The sequence below is a fragment of the Bradyrhizobium diversitatis genome (assembly GCF_016031635.1).
In the GTDB taxonomy this organism is placed as follows: domain Bacteria; phylum Pseudomonadota; class Alphaproteobacteria; order Rhizobiales; family Xanthobacteraceae; genus Bradyrhizobium; species Bradyrhizobium diversitatis.
Genome location: NZ_JACEGD010000018.1, coordinates 42095 through 57943 on the forward strand (window position 1 = coordinate 42095; position 15849 = coordinate 57943).

The following is a 15849-nucleotide window of genomic DNA, read 5'->3' on the forward strand; positions in this document are numbered from 1 at the left end:
GACTCTCCACGAGTCCAACTCTCTCCGTCCTTGCGGAGACTCCCCCTCACCCCAACCCTCTCCCCGCAAGCGGGGCGAGGGAGAACACTCAACTGCAATTCGTGACCTGGTTGGAGCACAGCGCGCGCCACCAGCCTCGGACGCCGTCGTGGCTCTCGACGAGACCCCACAAGCCGCTGCAGGCCAAGAGGCGCCTCGGGCCGCCGTCGGTGTCGAGCGCTCCGCCGAACTCGCGCTGGGCCGGCATCCATTTGGCATCGGCGAAGGGCGCCTGGACCAGCCCGCCCATGCGCGTGGCGCCATTGGCATAGGCCGCACCGACCTTGTTCGAGGCGATCCAGCCGCGTCCGGCATAGGGCTTCGGTGCGCTGCGCGGATATCGCTTCTCGTCCTCGTAGTCCTTGCCGGGTGGCTTCGCGCCTTCGATCAGGAACCAGCCGTCCTTGAAGCCGATGATGCGGAATTCGGTGAGCCAGCCGCCCTCGGGCGTGTTCTCGGCGCCGCCGAGCTTCAGCCGATAGGGCGGCGGCAGCGTGCCGAGCACGCGCGCCTTGACCGACGGCTCGGCACGCACGTTGAGGCCGCCCGGGTCCTTGTCGATGGACCAGGCGCCGAGATCGCAGGGCTCGGTTCCAGCAGGCAGCGTCGAACGCTTGGCGGCCAGCTCGGCGTGCAGCCTTGCAAAATCGCTGTCGTCGCTGTCGGGATCCGGGTCGGGGCGCGGCTTCAGCTCGCCTGACGTCGCCCGCGTCCCATCCGCCGTCAGCGTGACGACCAGAGCCTGGCGCGCCGCAAAGGCGCTTGCCGGTGTCTTGGGATCGTTCGATGTTGCGGGGTAGACCGCGAGATAGCCGGTCGAGCCTTCGGTTCGATAGGCGGTGCCGGCAACATAGCCTGCCGGCACCAAAGCGAGCGCGCTCGCGCGCCACGCCGGTTCGCTGTCATCCGCGCGCGCCGCTTGTGTCGCGACACACAGGATTGCCGCCGCGATGAAACGAAGCATACGCATCGGCGCAGCGTGCGTTACGCCCGCGCGCCCGTGAACGGGAAGCTGCCCATCGGGCCGATGCCCATCTCGCCGCTGATGCTGTCGCCGGAGACCGTGCCGGTGAATTCGAGGGTGAGCGGCATCGGCTTGTCGATCGAGGCCTTCCACGAGACGTTGTCGCCGGAGGCGGTGCCGTCGAAGATCTCGGTGGTGTTACCTTGCGCGCCCAGCGTGCCCGTGAGCGTGCCGCCCGCAGCCTTCAGGCTCAGCGTCGCCTGCTGTTCGCCCATCGGCGTCGTCATGGTCAGATTCCAATTGCCGTCCACGGCCATTCCCGTCTCCCGAACAAATCTCGGCGGTCCGCGACGATCCGCGGCCGTCCTTAAGCGAGCCTATAGCCCAACTCGCAGGTCCTGCCTAACCCTGCGATCGGTCAATCAGGCGCGGGCGGCGGCGCGCCGGCGGCTGGTGACGATGAGCCTGAGAACGACATACTGCACGGCAAAGGCCAGGATCTTGCCGCCGCCGGCGACCACCGTGAGGTAGAACGCCCACAGCTTCAGATCGCCCGTGGAGGCGACCACGATCATGCCGCCGCCGATCACGAACATCAGCACCGCCCAGGCATAGCCCGCGGCCGTCACATATTCAGGAACGGTTTCCACGACGAGCGGCGGCATGTAGCGCAGCATCCAGCCGCGCTTGAGCATGATGAGGCCGATCGCGAAATGCGCGATCGAAGGCTTGGCCATCATGAAGCGGGGATCATTGGTCAGCAGCGTGATCCCGCCCAGCCCGACGACGAGGGCGAGGCTGGCATAGGTCATGTAATTGAGTTGCTGACCCTTGATGCGGGCATGGACCACCTGCGCAACCGCGCCGGCGATCGCCACCGATGTCGCAAGGATGACGTTGTCGGTGACGAGATAGATGACCAGGAAGAGGATGGCGGAGAAGAGATCTGAGCCGAGACGGGCGAATACGTCCTTCATCGTCAATCCTGTTCAGGGTGTGTCGGGCAATGCGCGGGCGGGCGTACCGTACTTGATCTTGCGATACTCGGGATACCCCTTTGTGAACCAGGTCGCACTGTTGCGGGCGGCAAAGTCCACCGCAAGGCTCGACCAGAGCGGCAGGCCGGCACCGCGTCGAGCGCGTATTGCACGGCGATGCCGAGTCAAGCAAACCTTTACAGCGTCAATATGACGTAGGTCACCTCCAAGAGGTGAAGGGCAGCAACGACCTGGTCCAATGCCGTTTCGGCCAATTCAGCCCAGGGCAGGAGCGGCAGAGTGGCGGCGGTCAGCAGACCGAGGCAGAGCAGGATGCCGCCGTCGAAGACAGTATGGCGGCTTCGCCGCAGCCGGATCAGCTGGAATGCGAGCGCAGCGCCGGTCAGGGCGAGGAGGACAAGTGCGCCTGCGGTGATCGAGGGCATGTGCATGGAAAACTCCTTGTCCGTCATCCCGGTTCGCGCCAAGTGGCACGACCCGGAATGACGAGGGCTAGGCCGCGCCGACCCAATTGCCGTGGAAGCCGTCGGGGACGCGGTGGCCGAGCTGAACCAAGGCCGCCGGGCCGGCCTCGATGTCGGTGGCATTGAACACGGCGAGATCGCTGCGGTTCTCCCTTGCGCGCCAAACCACCGCGAGCAGCCAGCCGTCGCCTTCGGCGGCATCCTTGGATCGTTCGACGAAAACAGGCTCGGAGATGGTGTCGCCGGCCGGCAGCAGGTAATGGCCGAGCCTTCGGCCGTTGCCGTCGACATGGACGATGCCGGAGAGCGCGCCGAACATCGGTAGTTTTGGATTGGCGCAGGCGTACCAGCCGTGTCGGTTTTTCAGTCCGGCGCGGCGGTCGTCGATGCGGGGGAATTCGCCGGTGAGATCGTCAAGGTATGTCTGCTGGAAGCGGTCGGTATTGCCTGCGAGATCGAACGTCCAGCGGCAGTGTCGGGCCCGCGACTTCTCCGGATCGGTCGGGCGGCCATCGGGATGCGGAAACAGCGGCGCTTCCTCAAACTGCATGACGTCTGCGACGATGCGGTCACCGTCTTCCCACGCATTCATGACGTGGAAGACGTAGCAGGCTTCGGCACGGAACCAGACGATGTCCTTGGCGGCGCCGCTGCGCTTCATCACGCCGACATAGGCGCCCTTGTCCGGCTCCCAGGCATAGGGCGGCCGTCCGCTCATCGCGCGCTCCATGCTGCCCGTGATCGGGAGGATCGGAAACAGCACATGGTTTTCGGTGACGATGAAATCGTGCACCATGCTGGCATAGGGCGCCTCGAAGCGCTCGAAGCGCGTCGCCTTGCCGGATGCGTCGATCGCTCCATAGGAGAGGGCAGGCGTCAACGGTCCCGCTGCATTGTAGCCGAAGAACACCAGTTCGCCGGTGACGGGATCGATCTTCGGATGCGCGGTAAAACTGCCGGCGACGTGGCCCTGATAGTTGTGATAGCCGCGCGTCGCCAGCGTGCCCGGCTCGATCTCCGTGGGCAGGTGGGCTTCTTCCAGCGCGAGCAGCTTGCCGGCATGGAAGATGATGTTGGTGTTGGCGACGCCACCATCGGTGAGGTTGGCCGGTGCATCCGGCAGCTTGCGGCCGAAGCCGCCGAACAGGGCCCGGCCGGCATCGTGCTCGGCGAGCCATTTCGGCGTGCGGACCCAGCGGTTGCGATAGCTTGCGCGGCCGTTTTCGAGATGGAAGGCGTGCAGCATGCCGTCGCCCACGAACCAGTGCGCGCCGGGCGACTCGAACTGCGGATTGGGCCCGTTGCGGTAGAGCGTGCCGTTCAGCTCGCGCGGCAATTCGCCGACGATCTTGAGGAAGGGTGCGTCGGCCTCGAACGGGATCGGTGCGATATTGTTGCGGCGCTCGGCGACCTGCTCCACGGCGTTGCTCCCTATCTTTACATCGTAAAGATCAGATAATACCGATTGCCGTTCCGGTCAAGCGAAATCTTTACACTGTCAATATTGCGTCATATAGCTTGTCGCATGGGCAAGAGCGAAACCGCGCGTAACCCGCGCACTCCGAGAAAGACATCGTCGGCAGCGAAGGCGCAGGCGCGTCCCGCACGGCGCCCGGCGGCTGCGAGGACCGAGACACCCTATCATCACGGGGCCCTGCGCGAGGCGCTCCTCAGGGCCGCCGAACGGGTGCTCGAGCGCGACGGGCTCGCCGGCCTGACATTGCGCGCAGTGGCGCGCGAGGCGGGCGTCTCGCATGCCGCGCCTACTCATCATTTCGGCGATCTCACGGGGCTTCTCAGCGAGCTCGCCGCCGTCGGCTTCCGCCAGTTCAACGCCGCGATGGCGTCGGCCTGCGATGCCGCCACAACGCCGCTCGAACGCGCGCTGGCGAGGCCGAAAGCCTATGTCGCCTATGCGCAGGCGCATCCCGGCATGTACGGCATCATGTTCCGCACCGAGCGGCTCGACTATTCGAGACCCTCGCTGCACGAGGCCGCCGAGGCTTCCTTCGCGGGGCTTGCAAATGCGATCGGCATGATGCGGCAGGAGCACATCAGCGAAGACGCGCTGACGCTGACGCAGGGCGCGGCGATCGCGCGTGCCTGGTCGATGGTGCACGGCTTCACGATGCTGCTGCTCGACGGGCGGCTCGAGGACATCCTCGATCGCTTGCCCGAGGGGACGACGGCCGAACGCCTGCTCGAGGCGATGCTGACGGCGCCGATCACGGGCAAGCCGACGGGCCCCTGATCCCAGCGCAACTCTCGCCATGGTGAGGCGTCTATCGCCTCGCCAGGGCGAGAGGCTAGCGCATCGTGGCCAGCTCGACGGCGCGCCCGCTTGTGCCGATGATCTTCACCTTGTCCTTTCCGCACGTGAAGCCCCGGGCGAAATCGTCCGCGGCCTTGCGGGCGAGCTCATTGGCGGTCGGGTTGGCGATCCCATCGACATAGGCGACGTGGCAGACCGGGCCCGGCGGCAGCCGGGTCACCACCAGCATGGCCTTGGTCTTCGGCCGTCCCTGCCTGTCGGGATCGGCGTTGTCCGCGATGTGCCAGCGCTGGATGATCGCGAACGGCTTTTCGCCGGCAGTGCGCCATTCGACGGTGCTTTCCGATGAGTTGAACGGCGCGAACCAGACGTCGGCTGCCGGTTCCTCCGCCGCTTGCTTGCGATTGCGGCCGACGGAGACGGTCTCGCGCAGATCATCCTCGGCGATCAGCACCACGAGCCCGTCCTTGCCCGGACACACCCGCGTGGTGCTGCCGTCGAGGTCGCTGGGCTTGCCGACCTGGCGGCAGTCCTTCGGCGCCGTCGAGGTGTAGCTGCTGCCCACGGATTGGGCGTTGGCGCAGCCGAGGCCGGCGCAGATCAGCAGCGCGGTGAGCGATGGGGCAGTCATGCGGATCATGATGACACTTCGAGGCAGCTGGAACTTCGTACCATCAGACGCCTTGATTGTGGGCAAGGTTCAAACAGCACCGCCAGACACCTGACAGCGGCACGGAATCGTTCTAGAAGAGCGGCTCGTTTGGGCTCCTCCAGCCTCGTTCGCGCCTTCGTACTCCTGATCATGCCAGCCACATCCTCGAACAAACCCTATCGCGTCGGCCGTTCCAAGACTGGGCTCGGCCTCTTCGCCACCAAGCCGATCAAGAAGGGCACCCGGATCATCCGCTATTTCGGACCGATCCTGGATTCCAAGATTCCCGAGCAGGACGAGATCGAGAACAAATATCTGTTCGAGCTCAACGGCCGCTGGACCATCGACGGGTCGGTGCGCAAGAACCTCGCCCGCTACATCAACCATTCCTGCCGCCCCAACGCCGAATCGGACGTCCGTCCGCGCGAACGCAAGGTCTATATCCGCGCCATCAGGAACATCGAGCCGGGCGACGAGATCAACTACGATTACGGCACCGACTATTTCAAAGCCTATCTGAAGCCGATCGGCTGCAAGTGCGACTCCTGCGAGAGGAAGCGCAAGAAGCTGCGCGCCGAGGCGAGGGCGGAAGCCGCCAAGGTAAAGGCGAGGGCCGAGCGCAAGGCCAAGAAAGTGGATGCGAAGGTCGGGTCGGCGAAAAAGAAGAAGCTGAACGGCAAGCACTTCGCCGGCAAGGTCGGTCGCGCGAGGGCGTAACAAGCTCGCGGCCCCTACTCAGGTATCACGGAGCCGCGACCGAACCATCCTGCACGCCGCAGCTTGTCCGCATAGGTTGATTGTCTCTTGAATACTGTCGCCGCCCGGCCGAGCCGGGCGACGATGACACGTGGCCTCACGCTGCCACCACGCTCGCGCTCTTCCGCAATCCCACATATTGCAGCTCGGCGAACACGCCGGTCGCGATCGCCTGCGCCACAACCATGAGCTCGCCGGCGAGGTTCGGTGACACCGCGCCCGAGAGCAGCAGGGCGATGCTGCCGACCGTCCAGGCCGCATTGCCGACGACGACCAGCAGGACGAGCAGTCTCGGCACGGAGGCGCGCGAGGCGAGCCAGCCGACCAGCGCGGTGTAGGCGATCAGGAACATGCCGGCTTCGAGCAGTAATGCTTCGGGCAGATTGAACAGTGTCGCGAACGCGCCTGCACCGAAGGTGAAGCCGAGTGCGGCGACGCCGCTGAAGATGGCGTCGGCGAGAAGTGCGCGGCGCAGGAAGGTGGATGCTTCGATCATCTTGGGTCTCCTGGGTTGGGGTGGGCTTGGGGTGGAACTCAACGCCGGCCGCGCCACCAGGCGCGGAGCAGGCGGGCGAGGCGGAACGGGCAGAGGCTCCTGCCGACGCCGTGCTCGAAGGCGATGACCCGGGCGACGACATAGTCGCCGGTCGAATGCACCAGCGGCTCCGGCATGTTGAGGCTGCGCGCCAGCATCCGGGTTGCGAATGCCATGGCCCAGGGCAGGACGTGGTCTGCGACGGTCCGGTAGAGCAGCAACGCGATCATGGTCATCTCCTGTTGCGACCAAAGATGCGCGCGGCCGCGCCCCAATTCGATTACCTCGCGGGTAATGGAAGGGCCGAAATCCGCATGCTAGGTTTTCGTTCATGAACGCACATGCTTCCACGGCACGTACCGAACGCAGCCAGCCGGTCCATATCGGCGACCATCTGCGCGAATGGCGGCAGCGCCGCCGCATGAGCCAGCTCGATCTCGCGGGCGAAGCCGAGATCTCGGCGCGGCATCTGAGCTTCGTCGAGACCGGCCGCGCCGCGCCCTCGCGCGACATGGTGCTCAGGCTGGCCGAGCGGCTCGACGTGCCCTTGCGCGAACGCAACGTGCTGCTGGTCGCAGCCGGCTTCGCGCCGGCCTTTCCGCAGCGACCGCTGGAGGATCCCGCCTTGAAATCAGCCCGTGCGGCGATCGACCTCGTCTTGAAAGCGCATGAGCCCAATCCGGCGCTCGCGGTGGACCGGCACTGGAACCTGGTCTCCGCCAATCGCATGGTGGCGCCGCTGCTCGATGGTATCCCGCAGCATCTGCTCGGCCAGCCCGTCAACGTGCTGCGGCTCGCCTTCCATCCCGAGGCGCTGGCGCCGCGCACGGTCAATCTCGCCGAATGGTGCGGGCATCTGCTGGAGCGGCTGCACCGGCAGTGCGAGGCGACAGCCGATCCGGAGCTGATCAAGCTCTACAATGATCTGAAGAGCTATCCGATTCCGGCGCGTTCGGCACCGCTGTCGAGCGACAATGTCGCCATCCCGTTCAAGCTGCGGCACGAGGGCGAGATACTTAGTTTCTTCTCCACCACCATGGTGTTCGGCACGCCCGTGGACATCACCTTGTCGGAGCTCGCGCTGGAGACGTTCTTTCCGGCCGACGAGCGCACGGCCGAACGGCTGAAGCAGATAGCGGCAGCCATGACGTAGCGCTCTTGCCTCGGGGCGGGTTCTGCTTATCTTTGGGCGAACCCGTGACTTGCCCGAAGGAGGCGCCTGACATGAACACGCTGAAACCGCTCCAGATCGACGTCGTCTCCGACGTGGTGTGCCCCTGGTGCTATATCGGCAAGCACCGGATCGAGAGCGCGCTGGCGCTCGTGCCCGACGTTCCCGTCAAGCTCAATTTCCGGCCCTTCTTCCTCAATCCCTGGGTGCCGCGCGAGGGCATCAGCCGCGAAGACTATCTCACCCAGAAGTTCGGCTCGGTCGAGGCCTATAAGGGCATTGCCGGGCGCGTCGTCGCGGCCGCGGGCGAGGAGGGCCTCGTCTACAAGCCCGAGCTGGTGGCGCGCCAGCCCAACACGACCGACTGCCATCGCCTCATCCTGTGGGCCGAGGCGATCGGCAAGGCGCCAGAGATGAAGCAGCGCCTGATGGAGCTGTACTTCCGCGATGGCGGCGATCTCACCGACGTGAACGTGCTGGTGCAGGCGGCCGCCGATGTCGGTCTCGATGCCGACGACGTGCGCAAGCGCCTCGCCACCGACGAGGATGTGGCGCGCGTCTCGGCGGATGCGCAGGAAGCCGCCGAGAAGGGTATCTCCGGCGTTCCGACCTATGTCTTCGCGCAGAAATACGCCGTCTCCGGTGCGCAGGATCCGAACCTGCTCGCGCGCGCCATCCGCCAGGTCTCGGCGGAGATCAACGCGCAGGCGGCGGAGTAGCTGGTCTATCTACGAAGCAGGCGAACTGCGCGGCGCGCCGCTGCATACGCGATGCCGTGCGCCGCGACCGCCGCGTGAACCAGCGTCACGATCGGATCGTGCCGGCGCAGCGGGATCAGCACATCGCCGATCGCCAAGCGTCCGCGCCAGATCGGATTGATCATGGGGTGATCGGCGCTCGCCGTCGAGTCCGCGCTGGCGATGGCAGGATCGGCGCAGAGGTGGCGGGTGAGCTCGAGGGTGAGTTGCACGCCCGGCGAATATTTTGCGAAGTGTTCATCGACGCCGAGCTTGAAGAAGAAGGCGCGGTCCTGGTGGCGCAGCACGATGCCGGCGGCGACCGGCGTCGTGCCGGCGCGCAACGTGACGATCTCGCATTGCGCGGTCTCTGCCAGCGCGGGGACGGCGCGGCGGATGAAGGTCGCATCGCCCGCATGCTGGACCAGCGCGGTGCCGCGCTTGCCCTTCCAGCCGCCGGCTTCGAGCTGCAGAAATGTCTCGAGCGCCGGCCCGATCTCGGCGGGCCTGCACGCGACCTCGAACACGACGGGCCCGTGCTCCTCCAGGCGATGGCGCTGGCGCCGCAGCTCCTTGAGCTTCTTGGCGCCGAGCGCCTCGCGCAACAGCGTCTCACCATCCTGTGTCGCATCGAGGCTGGCGCGGATGTAGGAGGAGAGGACGCGCGGCCGTAGGCCGTCGCGATCCAGGACCTGTTTCAGCGAATTCATCGCCGCGCCGTCGAGCGCGACGTCGGTCAGCACGAGCGCATGCGCGCCGGCCTCGCGCGCCTGCTGCAACAGCCGCGTGGCGGCCTCGACCGGCGCATCGCCGTCGATCAGCGGGCTGCACAGCGTGCCGTAGGGATGCGCGCTCACCAACGCGGGCAGGGGGATATTCAGGGCGCGCCAGAGCGATATGACCGGCATCAGTCCGATCAGCCGCGTCGAAGATCCATCGAATGCCGGCAGGGCCGAGGCATTGCTGCGGGCGCGTGCGGTCGCACTGACAGCCAGCTCCCAGGCGGGCAGGTAATATCCGTTCGGCTCGACCGCGCGTTGCGCGAGTGTGCGCCACTGACCGGGGTCGATCGCCGTAAGCGGAACGAGCGCGCGTGCGGCGCCGGCATCCCTTGCCGATGCCGGATTGACGGCTGTCTGATGCGCGATGTCGACCACGTCCGTCGTCCCCGTCTACGCGGGCAAAGCCCGTCCCAGGGGATCATCCTTAGCGCAAAGATTGGAAAAATAGCGTTGGGCCACAGAATCAATTCGAGCGGTCCCGTTAACGTCCCGTTGAGGATACCGCAGCCCGATCCGGCGCCGCCGTGCCTGTCTCCTCGGGCGCCGGGCCGGTCTCCGTCTTCACGTTGACCGCGACCTCCATGCCGAGCTCGTCGTCCGCCTCCCCCCAGTAGGACCCCGAGAGCGGAATCGCCTGCGCCGGCGTGCGGGCAACTCCGACCCTGATCAGATCGCGGTTTCCGACAATCCCGTTGGTCGGATCGAATTCGACCCAGCCCGAACCGGGCACATAGATCGAGCACCATGCGTGGGTCGAGCCTCCGCCCAGCCGTGCCGGGCCGTCGCGGCCCGGCACATAGACGTAACCGGTGATGAAGCGGGCCGCAAAACCGAGCGATCGGGCGGCCTCCATCATCAGCAGGGCAAAATCGCGACAAGTTCCCTGCTGCAGGTCGAGCGTTTCGGCGGGCGTTTGCGTGCCGTGCGAGGTTCTCCTCCGATAGGAGAAACCTTCGGCGATCGCTTCGTTGAGCGTCATCAGCAGTTGCCCCGTCGGCCGGCTCGCCGAGGGCGCAATGAACTTCGACAACCAGTCGTCGACGGCGACGTCGCCGGAATGATGCCGGAGCATGTACGGTGCAAGATCCGGCAACTCGGTCTCGTCGTAGGCGAAAGGATGCTCGCGAGCGTATGGCTCGATCCGGAAATCCGGCGCGTTCTCGGGTGTATGCTCCAGCCGGATGGTGGTCTCGAATTCCAGCACGTCGGTCGGGGCGGCAAAATCGACGAGGGTTATGCAATTGCCGAACACATCGTGGATCCAGCGGATTTCCGACGGTTCGGGGCGCACTGCGAGTCGGCATGCGAGCAGACGCTGATCGAAGCTGTCGCGCGGACGAAACAGCAACTGGTGCTGTCCTAGTCTGACGGGCTGCCGGTAGCGGTAGGTCGTGCTGTGGTGGACAGAATAGAGGGGCATCTGTTGTACTCGGGCTCGCACCATATGAGCCTGCTTCTGCATCGGTTCCAAGAGCCCAATTGTGTGTGCACACCGCACAAGTGCCTTGCATTTCAGCAGGTGCGCGGTAGCGCACGCGGAACCAATGATCCCCAGCGGGGCTTGTCGATCGACATCAATGGCGATGCGAGAGGACACGATCTTGAGGATCCGGGCAGGCTACGACATTGCGTTCAACTGTTTTCAGGACGTGCCGATGGTGCTGATGCTGACCGTTCATCCGTCAAGGCAAGGCGACCTTCTGACCGACCATGCCATCCGGGTGTCGCCGAACGTTGCGCTCAGGGACTACAAGGATGGGTTCGGCAACGTCTGCACGCGGCTCGTCGCCCCTGTCGGTCAGATCAACATTCGAAACGAGTTCATCATCGAGGATAGCGGGTTGCCCGACGAGGTTGCGCCTCATGCCGAACAGATCCCGTTGGACTGGCTTCCCGACGAAGCGCTGGTGTATCTGCTGGGCAGTCGCTATTGCGACACCCAGCGGCTGACGGATCTGGCCTGGTCGACGTTCGGTCGCATCAGCGGCGGCTGGCGCCGCGTCCAGGCGATCTGCGACTATGTTCACGGCCATATCAAGTTTGGCTATCAATTCGCGCGAAGCGACCGGACGGCTTCCGAAGGCCACGAGGAGCGTATCGGCGTTTGCAGGGACTTCGCGCACCTCGCCGTCACCTTGTGCCGCTGCATCAACATCCCGGCCCGTTACTGTACCGGTTACCTCGGCGATATCGGCGTGCCGCCGGATCCGGCGCCGATGGATTTCAGCGCCTGGTTCGAAGCCTATATCGGCGGACGTTGGTACACGTTCGACGCGCGGCACAATCATCCCCGCATCGGCCGCGTCGTGATCGCACGCGGCAGGGATGCAGCCGACGTCGCCATTTCGACCGCCTTTGGCCAGGCGGAACTCGTGCGCTTCAAGGTGATCACGAACGAGGTACGGGACTGCGATGCCATTCCGACCCGACCTGCAATGGCGCGGGAGCAGCGGGTGCTCGCTTGAGTTGGCGGACGCCTGGCGTCTCCAGTTCCGGTCGTGAGCGGCCTGACCGTCCATTCCTCCCCTGTGCCGGCGATGTCTTACCGGGTAGCTATTTGTCACCCGGGACGAAATGGTCACGGGCACCCGCGCACTCGCCGCTGGCCGTGTCGGTGATGGCGATATCGATGTCGCGCGAGGTCTTCGGCAGATCGGCCGGGCCGACCTGCACCGACAGCCGGACTTCGCTGGTCTGATCCTGCCCGACCTCGACCACGGGCTTGCCGTCGGAACTCGGCGCGATGCCCGCAACGCGAAGCGTCGCACCGGACAGGCCCGCGACTTCGATCGCGAACGATCGTTGCGGGCCCTTGTTGAGGATGCGGACGGTGTAGTCGTTGCGCACGCCTCCATCCGAGAGCTGGACGAACAGCGGATTGCGCTCGTGCAGCACGTTGACGTCCATCGTCGCGCGCGTGGCGAGCGTATACAGCATGATGCTGCCGACGATGGCGATGGCTGCGGCATAGACCAGGGTGCGCGGACGGATGATGCGGTAGATCGGCGGCTTGCCCTCGCGCCGGCGCTGCATGTTGATGTCGGTGTCGTAGCCGATCAGGCCGCTGGGTCGGCCGATCTCGCGCATGACGTTGTCGCAGGCATCGATGCACAGGCCGCACTGGATGCAGCCGAGCTGGATGCCATGGCGGATGTCGACGCCGGTCGGACAGACGTTGATGCACTGATGGCAGTCGACGCAATCGCCGGCAGGATTGCCCTGCGCGCGGGCAGCATCCGCCTTCTTCACCGACATGCGCGGCTCGCCGCGGTCGCGGCGATAGGTGACGTTGAACGCCCATTCGTCGGTCAGCGCCGCCTGGATCCGCGGCCACGGACACATGTAGATGCACATCTGCTCGCGGGCGTGGCCGGCGAAGACGTAGGTGGTGGCGGTGAGGATGCCGATCCAGAGATACGCGATGAAGGGCGCCTGGAAGGTCGCAAGCTCCTTCACCAGCGTCGGCGCATCTGCGAAATAGAGCACCCAGGCGCCGCCGGTCCACCATGCGATCATGATCCAGAGGAAGTGCTTGAGTGCAACCTTCCGGATGTGACCGAACGTCCAGTAGCTCTTGTCGCCCTGCATGCGCTCGCGCCGGTCGCCTTCGACCCAACGCTCGACCGCATAGAACAGGTCGGTCCACACCGTCTGCGGACACATGTAGCCGCACCATAGCCGGCCGGCGACCGCGTTCATCAGGAACAGCGTCATGGCCGCGATGATCAGCAGGCCGGTGAAGTAGTAGACCTCCTGCGGCCACAGCTCGATGAAGAAGAAATAGAAGCGCCGATGCGGGAAGTCGATCAGAACGGCCTGGTCGGGCAGACCAGGTCCGCGATTCCAGCGCACGAACGGCAACAGATAGTAGGTCCCGAGCGTGGCGCAGAGGATCGCCCATTTGATGCGGCGGAAAGGACCGTGGACCGACTGCGGATAGACCTTCCTCCGCTTCTCGTAGAGAGGTCCCTCGATGAAGGTGTCGTCCGTCATGGCAAATTCCCCCGCATCACAGGCCGGATTGCGCGTTCAGGAGAACGCGCAACCGCTGCTCAGGCCCAGCTTCCTGAACACGATCGCCGCCGGGCAGAAGCCGGTGAACGAGGCCTGCAACATGTTCAGCCCGGCAAACGCCGTCAGCAGGTACCAATACGCATTCACATAGGTGCCCAGTACGAGACCGAGCAGGACGACGAATCCCGCAAAGGCGAGGACGGCTTTATCGACATTCATGGCAGGCTCCTTTTCATCTGGCGACTTACGAACGGGTCAGGTTGGATTCAGTCCAGGCGACGATGCTGCGCGCATCCATCGTCCCGGAATGGCGGGCGATCTCGCGGCCGCCGCGCATCAACAGCAGGGTCGGGATGCCGCTGATGTTGAGGCGCGACGACAGTGCAGGTGCGTTGTCCGAGTTGAGCTTCAACAGCCGGACGTTCGGCTCCAGCTGCTGCGCGGCGCGCTCGAACATCGGTGCCATGGTGCGGCACGGGCCGCACCACGGTGCCCAGACGTCGACCAGCACGGGAATGTCGCTGCTCGCGACATGGCGGCTGAAGGCCTCCTCGTCCACCTCGATCGGATGAGCGGTGAACATCGGCTGGTGACAGGCGCCGCAACGCGCACTTTGCGCTGCGCGTTCGGCTGGCAGGCGGTTGATGCGTCCGCAACTGCCGCAGACGATCTGGCGTGTCGTGCTCATGTGCCGGTTCGGACCTCCTTGAGCTTGGCGATGTTCAGCTTGTCGAGAACGAAGCGCTCGTAGAACGGCTCGCTCTCGCCGCGCCGCATCTTGCGCAGGAAGTATTTCTCGAAGGCGACCTTGGCGAGATGCACCCATTCGCCCTTGGAGGACCAATTGACGTTTCGCGGCGGGATCTGCGGCTGCGCAAGGAAGGCGACGCCGGAGTCGCCGAAGTCGGCGAGGCAGATCGCGTTCCAGGTCGGCTCTGCCATGGGCGCCTTGCCGCGAAGCAGGGCGCCGATATTCATCGCCGTCGCCGTCACCATGGATTCGATCATGAATCCGGTCTTGGGGACGCCGACCGGCACCGGTGTCGCGCCGACCGGCGCGATCGCGACGCAGACACCGACCGCGAAGACATTGGGAAAGGCGGGGTTCTGCTGGTGCTTGTCGACGATGACGAAGCCACGTGGGTTGGTCAGCTTCTCGATGCCGCGCACCGCCTCGACGCCGCGGAAGGCGGGCAACATCATCGAATAGGCGAAGGGCAGCTCGTGGGCCTTGCGAGACGTGCCGTCGTCGGCAAACTCCTCCACCGACATCAGACCGGGGGCGACGTTGTCGACGCGGGCGTTGGTGATCCACTTGATGTGCTTCTCCCGCATCTCGCTTTCCAGGAGACCCTTGGTGTCTCCGACGCCGTCGAGGCCGAGATGACCGATATACGGCTCCGAGGTGACGAACGTCATCGGCACCCGGTCGCGCAGCTTTCGTCGGCGCAACTCCGTCTCCAGGATGAAGAGGAATTCGTAGGCCGGCCCGAAACAGGAGGCGCCCTGCACCGCGCCGATGACGACCGGGCCGGGGTTCGCCGCGAGCTTATCGAAGGCCTCGCGCGCATGCGTGGCATGATCGACGTGGCAGATCGACTGGGTATGGCCTTGGGGCCCGAGACCCGGAATCTCGTCGAACGCCAGTTCGGGACCGGTCGCGACAACCAGGTAATCGTAGTCGATCGACGTGCCGTCGCCGAGCTCGACACGGTTCTCGGTCGGATGGACGCGCCTTGCGCCCTGCGTCAGCAGCCGCACGCCTTTGCGCTTCATGACGTCCGCCAGATCAATCTCGATCTCTTCGCGCTTGCGCCAGCCGACTGCGACCCAAGGATTGGATGGGACGAAATGATAGACGGCGCCTTGCGAGACGACGCTGAGGCGGTCCTCCTTTCTCAACTGCGGCAGCAATTCATAGGCCATCAGTGTTCCGCTCAGACCAGCTCCGATTACGACAACTTCCGCCATGGGTTACCTCCGTTGGACCAAGACGCTCCGCCGGTTCAGTTCCGACTGTCGTGCAGCGCTTGACGATATATTCGTAATTGCGTATATACGCAAATATGAAGATGAACGTTGAAGTCATGGAACGCGCGGCGGATCAGGCGAGCGAGCTGCTGAAGGCGCTGGCCAACCGGCATCGTCTGCTGATCATCTGCCAGTTGATCGACGGCGAGCGGTCGGTGGGCGAGCTCGCCGAATTCCTGAGCCTGCGGGACTCCACGGTGTCCCAGCATCTTGCGCTCCTTCGCAAGGATGGTCTGGTGTCTGCCCGGCGCGAGGCGCAGACGATCTTCTATTCGATCGCGAGCGAGCCGGCGCGCGAGGTGCTGAAGACGCTCTACCAAGCATTCTGCGCGCCGAGGTCCGCAAGGACCAGATGAAACCTAGGAGAGTTCGGAGGAGGGCGCCTTGACCAGGATCAACACGCCCCTTTCCGATGCAGATGAAATGAGCTGCGC

At 65.0% G+C, this 15849-nt stretch carries 20 protein-coding genes; 6 read left to right on the forward strand and 14 right to left on the reverse strand.

Annotated elements, in window-relative coordinates; genetic code table 11:
• Window positions 1-88 precede the first annotated feature (88 nt).
• The 5 genes from H1B27_RS20420 to H1B27_RS20440 all read right to left on the reverse strand — a co-directional run bounded on the left by H1B27_RS20420 (window position 89) and on the right by H1B27_RS20440 (window position 3885).
• Window positions 89-1009 carry an SH3 domain-containing protein gene (locus H1B27_RS20420; RefSeq protein ID WP_197967299.1) on the reverse strand — a complete coding sequence of 307 codons (921 nt, stop codon included), beginning with the start codon at window positions 1007-1009 and terminating at the stop codon, window positions 89-91.
• A 14-nt stretch (window positions 1010-1023) separates the two neighbouring features.
• Entirely contained in the window at window positions 1024-1320 is a 297-nt protein-coding gene (locus tag H1B27_RS20425; protein ID WP_131871360.1) for a hypothetical protein, read from the reverse strand.
• 105 nt (window positions 1321-1425) lie between these two features.
• The gene (locus H1B27_RS20430; protein WP_197967300.1) at window positions 1426-1980 is read right to left on the reverse strand and encodes an inner membrane-spanning protein YciB; all 555 of its coding nucleotides are present in this window, start codon (window positions 1978-1980) and stop codon (window positions 1426-1428) included.
• Between the two features lie 197 nt (window positions 1981-2177).
• On the reverse strand, window positions 2178-2453 hold the full coding sequence (locus H1B27_RS20435; RefSeq protein WP_376708991.1) for a hypothetical protein: 276 nt from the start codon (window positions 2451-2453) through the stop codon (window positions 2178-2180).
• Between the two features lie 40 nt (window positions 2454-2493).
• Entirely contained in the window at window positions 2494-3885 is a 1392-nt protein-coding gene (locus tag H1B27_RS20440) for a carotenoid oxygenase family protein (RefSeq protein ID WP_197967301.1), read from the reverse strand.
• A gap of 105 nt (window positions 3886-3990) precedes the next feature.
• On the opposite strand from H1B27_RS20440, the gene H1B27_RS20445 reads away from it, so the two are divergent.
• The gene (locus H1B27_RS20445) at window positions 3991-4716 is read left to right on the forward strand and encodes a TetR/AcrR family transcriptional regulator (RefSeq protein WP_197967302.1); all 726 of its coding nucleotides are present in this window, start codon (window positions 3991-3993) and stop codon (window positions 4714-4716) included.
• A gap of 55 nt (window positions 4717-4771) precedes the next feature.
• Here the strand turns inward: H1B27_RS20445 and H1B27_RS20450 are convergent, their stop codons facing one another.
• Window positions 4772-5377, reverse strand: coding sequence for a hypothetical protein (locus H1B27_RS20450; protein ID WP_197967303.1), 606 nt, complete (start codon window positions 5375-5377; stop codon window positions 4772-4774).
• Window positions 5378-5539: 162 nt separating this feature from the next.
• Here H1B27_RS20450 and H1B27_RS20455 point away from each other — a divergent pair, with 162 nt between their 5' ends.
• The gene (locus H1B27_RS20455; RefSeq protein ID WP_197967304.1) at window positions 5540-6106 is read left to right on the forward strand and encodes an SET domain-containing protein; all 567 of its coding nucleotides are present in this window, start codon (window positions 5540-5542) and stop codon (window positions 6104-6106) included.
• A 136-nt stretch (window positions 6107-6242) separates the two neighbouring features.
• Here H1B27_RS20455 and H1B27_RS20460 read toward each other — a convergent pair whose 3' ends face one another.
• Both H1B27_RS20460 and H1B27_RS20465 read right to left on the reverse strand, forming a co-directional pair.
• Window positions 6243-6641, reverse strand: a complete 399-nt coding sequence (locus tag H1B27_RS20460; protein WP_197967305.1) for a hypothetical protein — start codon at window positions 6639-6641, stop codon at window positions 6243-6245.
• A 38-nt stretch (window positions 6642-6679) separates the two neighbouring features.
• Window positions 6680-6910, reverse strand: coding sequence for a hypothetical protein (locus tag H1B27_RS20465; protein WP_124163159.1), 231 nt, complete (start codon window positions 6908-6910; stop codon window positions 6680-6682).
• 101 nt (window positions 6911-7011) lie between these two features.
• On the opposite strand from H1B27_RS20465, the gene H1B27_RS20470 reads away from it, so the two are divergent.
• Both H1B27_RS20470 and H1B27_RS20475 read left to right on the forward strand, forming a co-directional pair.
• Window positions 7012-7833: a helix-turn-helix domain-containing protein gene (locus H1B27_RS20470; RefSeq protein ID WP_197967306.1), complete on the forward strand. Its 822-nt coding sequence runs from the start codon at window positions 7012-7014 to the stop codon at window positions 7831-7833.
• 71 nt (window positions 7834-7904) lie between these two features.
• Window positions 7905-8570: a DsbA family oxidoreductase gene (locus tag H1B27_RS20475; protein ID WP_197967307.1), complete on the forward strand. Its 666-nt coding sequence runs from the start codon at window positions 7905-7907 to the stop codon at window positions 8568-8570.
• A 5-nt stretch (window positions 8571-8575) separates the two neighbouring features.
• On the opposite strand, the gene H1B27_RS20480 is transcribed toward H1B27_RS20475, so the two are convergent.
• Both H1B27_RS20480 and H1B27_RS20485 read right to left on the reverse strand, forming a co-directional pair.
• Complete coding sequence (locus tag H1B27_RS20480; RefSeq protein WP_197967308.1) at window positions 8576-9745, reverse strand: GNAT family N-acetyltransferase; 1170 nt, start codon at window positions 9743-9745, stop codon at window positions 8576-8578.
• 106 nt (window positions 9746-9851) lie between these two features.
• Window positions 9852-10790: a transglutaminase family protein gene (locus H1B27_RS20485; protein ID WP_197967355.1), complete on the reverse strand. Its 939-nt coding sequence runs from the start codon at window positions 10788-10790 to the stop codon at window positions 9852-9854.
• Window positions 10791-10971: 181 nt separating this feature from the next.
• Here H1B27_RS20485 and H1B27_RS20490 point away from each other — a divergent pair, with 181 nt between their 5' ends.
• Window positions 10972-11835, forward strand: coding sequence for a transglutaminase-like domain-containing protein (locus H1B27_RS20490; protein ID WP_197967309.1), 864 nt, complete (start codon window positions 10972-10974; stop codon window positions 11833-11835).
• Between the two features lie 88 nt (window positions 11836-11923).
• Here the strand turns inward: H1B27_RS20490 and ccoG are convergent, their stop codons facing one another.
• The 4 genes from ccoG to H1B27_RS20510 are packed head-to-tail and all read right to left on the reverse strand — an operon-like array spanning window position 11924 to window position 15355.
• Complete coding sequence (gene ccoG / locus H1B27_RS20495; RefSeq protein ID WP_197967310.1) at window positions 11924-13363, reverse strand: cytochrome c oxidase accessory protein CcoG; 1440 nt, start codon at window positions 13361-13363, stop codon at window positions 11924-11926.
• A 36-nt stretch (window positions 13364-13399) separates the two neighbouring features.
• Window positions 13400-13603: a YgaP family membrane protein gene (locus H1B27_RS20500; protein ID WP_061883001.1), complete on the reverse strand. Its 204-nt coding sequence runs from the start codon at window positions 13601-13603 to the stop codon at window positions 13400-13402.
• A gap of 25 nt (window positions 13604-13628) precedes the next feature.
• Window positions 13629-14072 (reverse strand): thioredoxin TrxC, encoded by a 444-nt coding sequence (trxC, locus tag H1B27_RS20505; RefSeq protein ID WP_197967311.1) that lies wholly within the window; start codon window positions 14070-14072, stop codon window positions 13629-13631.
• The gene (locus tag H1B27_RS20510; protein ID WP_197967312.1) at window positions 14069-15355 is read right to left on the reverse strand and encodes an NAD(P)/FAD-dependent oxidoreductase; all 1287 of its coding nucleotides are present in this window, start codon (window positions 15353-15355) and stop codon (window positions 14069-14071) included. Before H1B27_RS20510 ends, trxC begins: the two co-directional genes overlap by 4 nt.
• Before the next feature lie 116 nt (window positions 15356-15471).
• On the opposite strand from H1B27_RS20510, the gene H1B27_RS20515 reads away from it, so the two are divergent.
• Entirely contained in the window at window positions 15472-15771 is a 300-nt protein-coding gene (locus H1B27_RS20515; RefSeq protein ID WP_376708992.1) for an ArsR/SmtB family transcription factor, read from the forward strand.
• Window positions 15772-15849 lie beyond the last annotated feature (78 nt).

What these genes read in the sequence shown, in the direction of transcription:
- H1B27_RS20450 (WP_197967303.1), bottom strand. Translation starts at nt 5,377, where the DNA reads ATGATCCGCATGACTGCCCCATCGCTCACCGCGCTGCTGATCTGCGCC.
- H1B27_RS20465 (WP_124163159.1), bottom strand. Translation starts at nt 6,910, where the DNA reads ATGATCGCGTTGCTGCTCTACCGGACCGTCGCAGACCACGTCCTGCCC.
- H1B27_RS20475 (WP_197967307.1), top strand. Translation starts at nt 7,905, where the DNA reads ATGAACACGCTGAAACCGCTCCAGATCGACGTCGTCTCCGACGTGGTG.
- H1B27_RS20420 (WP_197967299.1), bottom strand. Translation starts at nt 1,009, where the DNA reads ATGCGTATGCTTCGTTTCATCGCGGCGGCAATCCTGTGTGTCGCGACA.
- H1B27_RS20470 (WP_197967306.1), top strand. Translation starts at nt 7,012, where the DNA reads ATGAACGCACATGCTTCCACGGCACGTACCGAACGCAGCCAGCCGGTC.
- H1B27_RS20430 (WP_197967300.1), bottom strand. Translation starts at nt 1,980, where the DNA reads ATGAAGGACGTATTCGCCCGTCTCGGCTCAGATCTCTTCTCCGCCATC.
- H1B27_RS20445 (WP_197967302.1), top strand. Translation starts at nt 3,991, where the DNA reads ATGGGCAAGAGCGAAACCGCGCGTAACCCGCGCACTCCGAGAAAGACA.
- H1B27_RS20455 (WP_197967304.1), top strand. Translation starts at nt 5,540, where the DNA reads ATGCCAGCCACATCCTCGAACAAACCCTATCGCGTCGGCCGTTCCAAG.
- H1B27_RS20510 (WP_197967312.1), bottom strand. Translation starts at nt 15,355, where the DNA reads ATGGCGGAAGTTGTCGTAATCGGAGCTGGTCTGAGCGGAACACTGATG.
- H1B27_RS20460 (WP_197967305.1), bottom strand. Translation starts at nt 6,641, where the DNA reads ATGATCGAAGCATCCACCTTCCTGCGCCGCGCACTTCTCGCCGACGCC.
- trxC (WP_197967311.1), bottom strand. Translation starts at nt 14,072, where the DNA reads ATGAGCACGACACGCCAGATCGTCTGCGGCAGTTGCGGACGCATCAAC.
- H1B27_RS20515 (WP_376708992.1), top strand. Translation starts at nt 15,472, where the DNA reads ATGGAACGCGCGGCGGATCAGGCGAGCGAGCTGCTGAAGGCGCTGGCC.
- H1B27_RS20435 (WP_376708991.1), bottom strand. Translation starts at nt 2,453, where the DNA reads ATGACGGACAAGGAGTTTTCCATGCACATGCCCTCGATCACCGCAGGC.
- ccoG (WP_197967310.1), bottom strand. Translation starts at nt 13,363, where the DNA reads ATGACGGACGACACCTTCATCGAGGGACCTCTCTACGAGAAGCGGAGG.
- H1B27_RS20425 (WP_131871360.1), bottom strand. Translation starts at nt 1,320, where the DNA reads ATGGCCGTGGACGGCAATTGGAATCTGACCATGACGACGCCGATGGGC.
- H1B27_RS20485 (WP_197967355.1), bottom strand. Translation starts at nt 10,790, where the DNA reads ATGCCCCTCTATTCTGTCCACCACAGCACGACCTACCGCTACCGGCAG.
- H1B27_RS20500 (WP_061883001.1), bottom strand. Translation starts at nt 13,603, where the DNA reads ATGAATGTCGATAAAGCCGTCCTCGCCTTTGCGGGATTCGTCGTCCTG.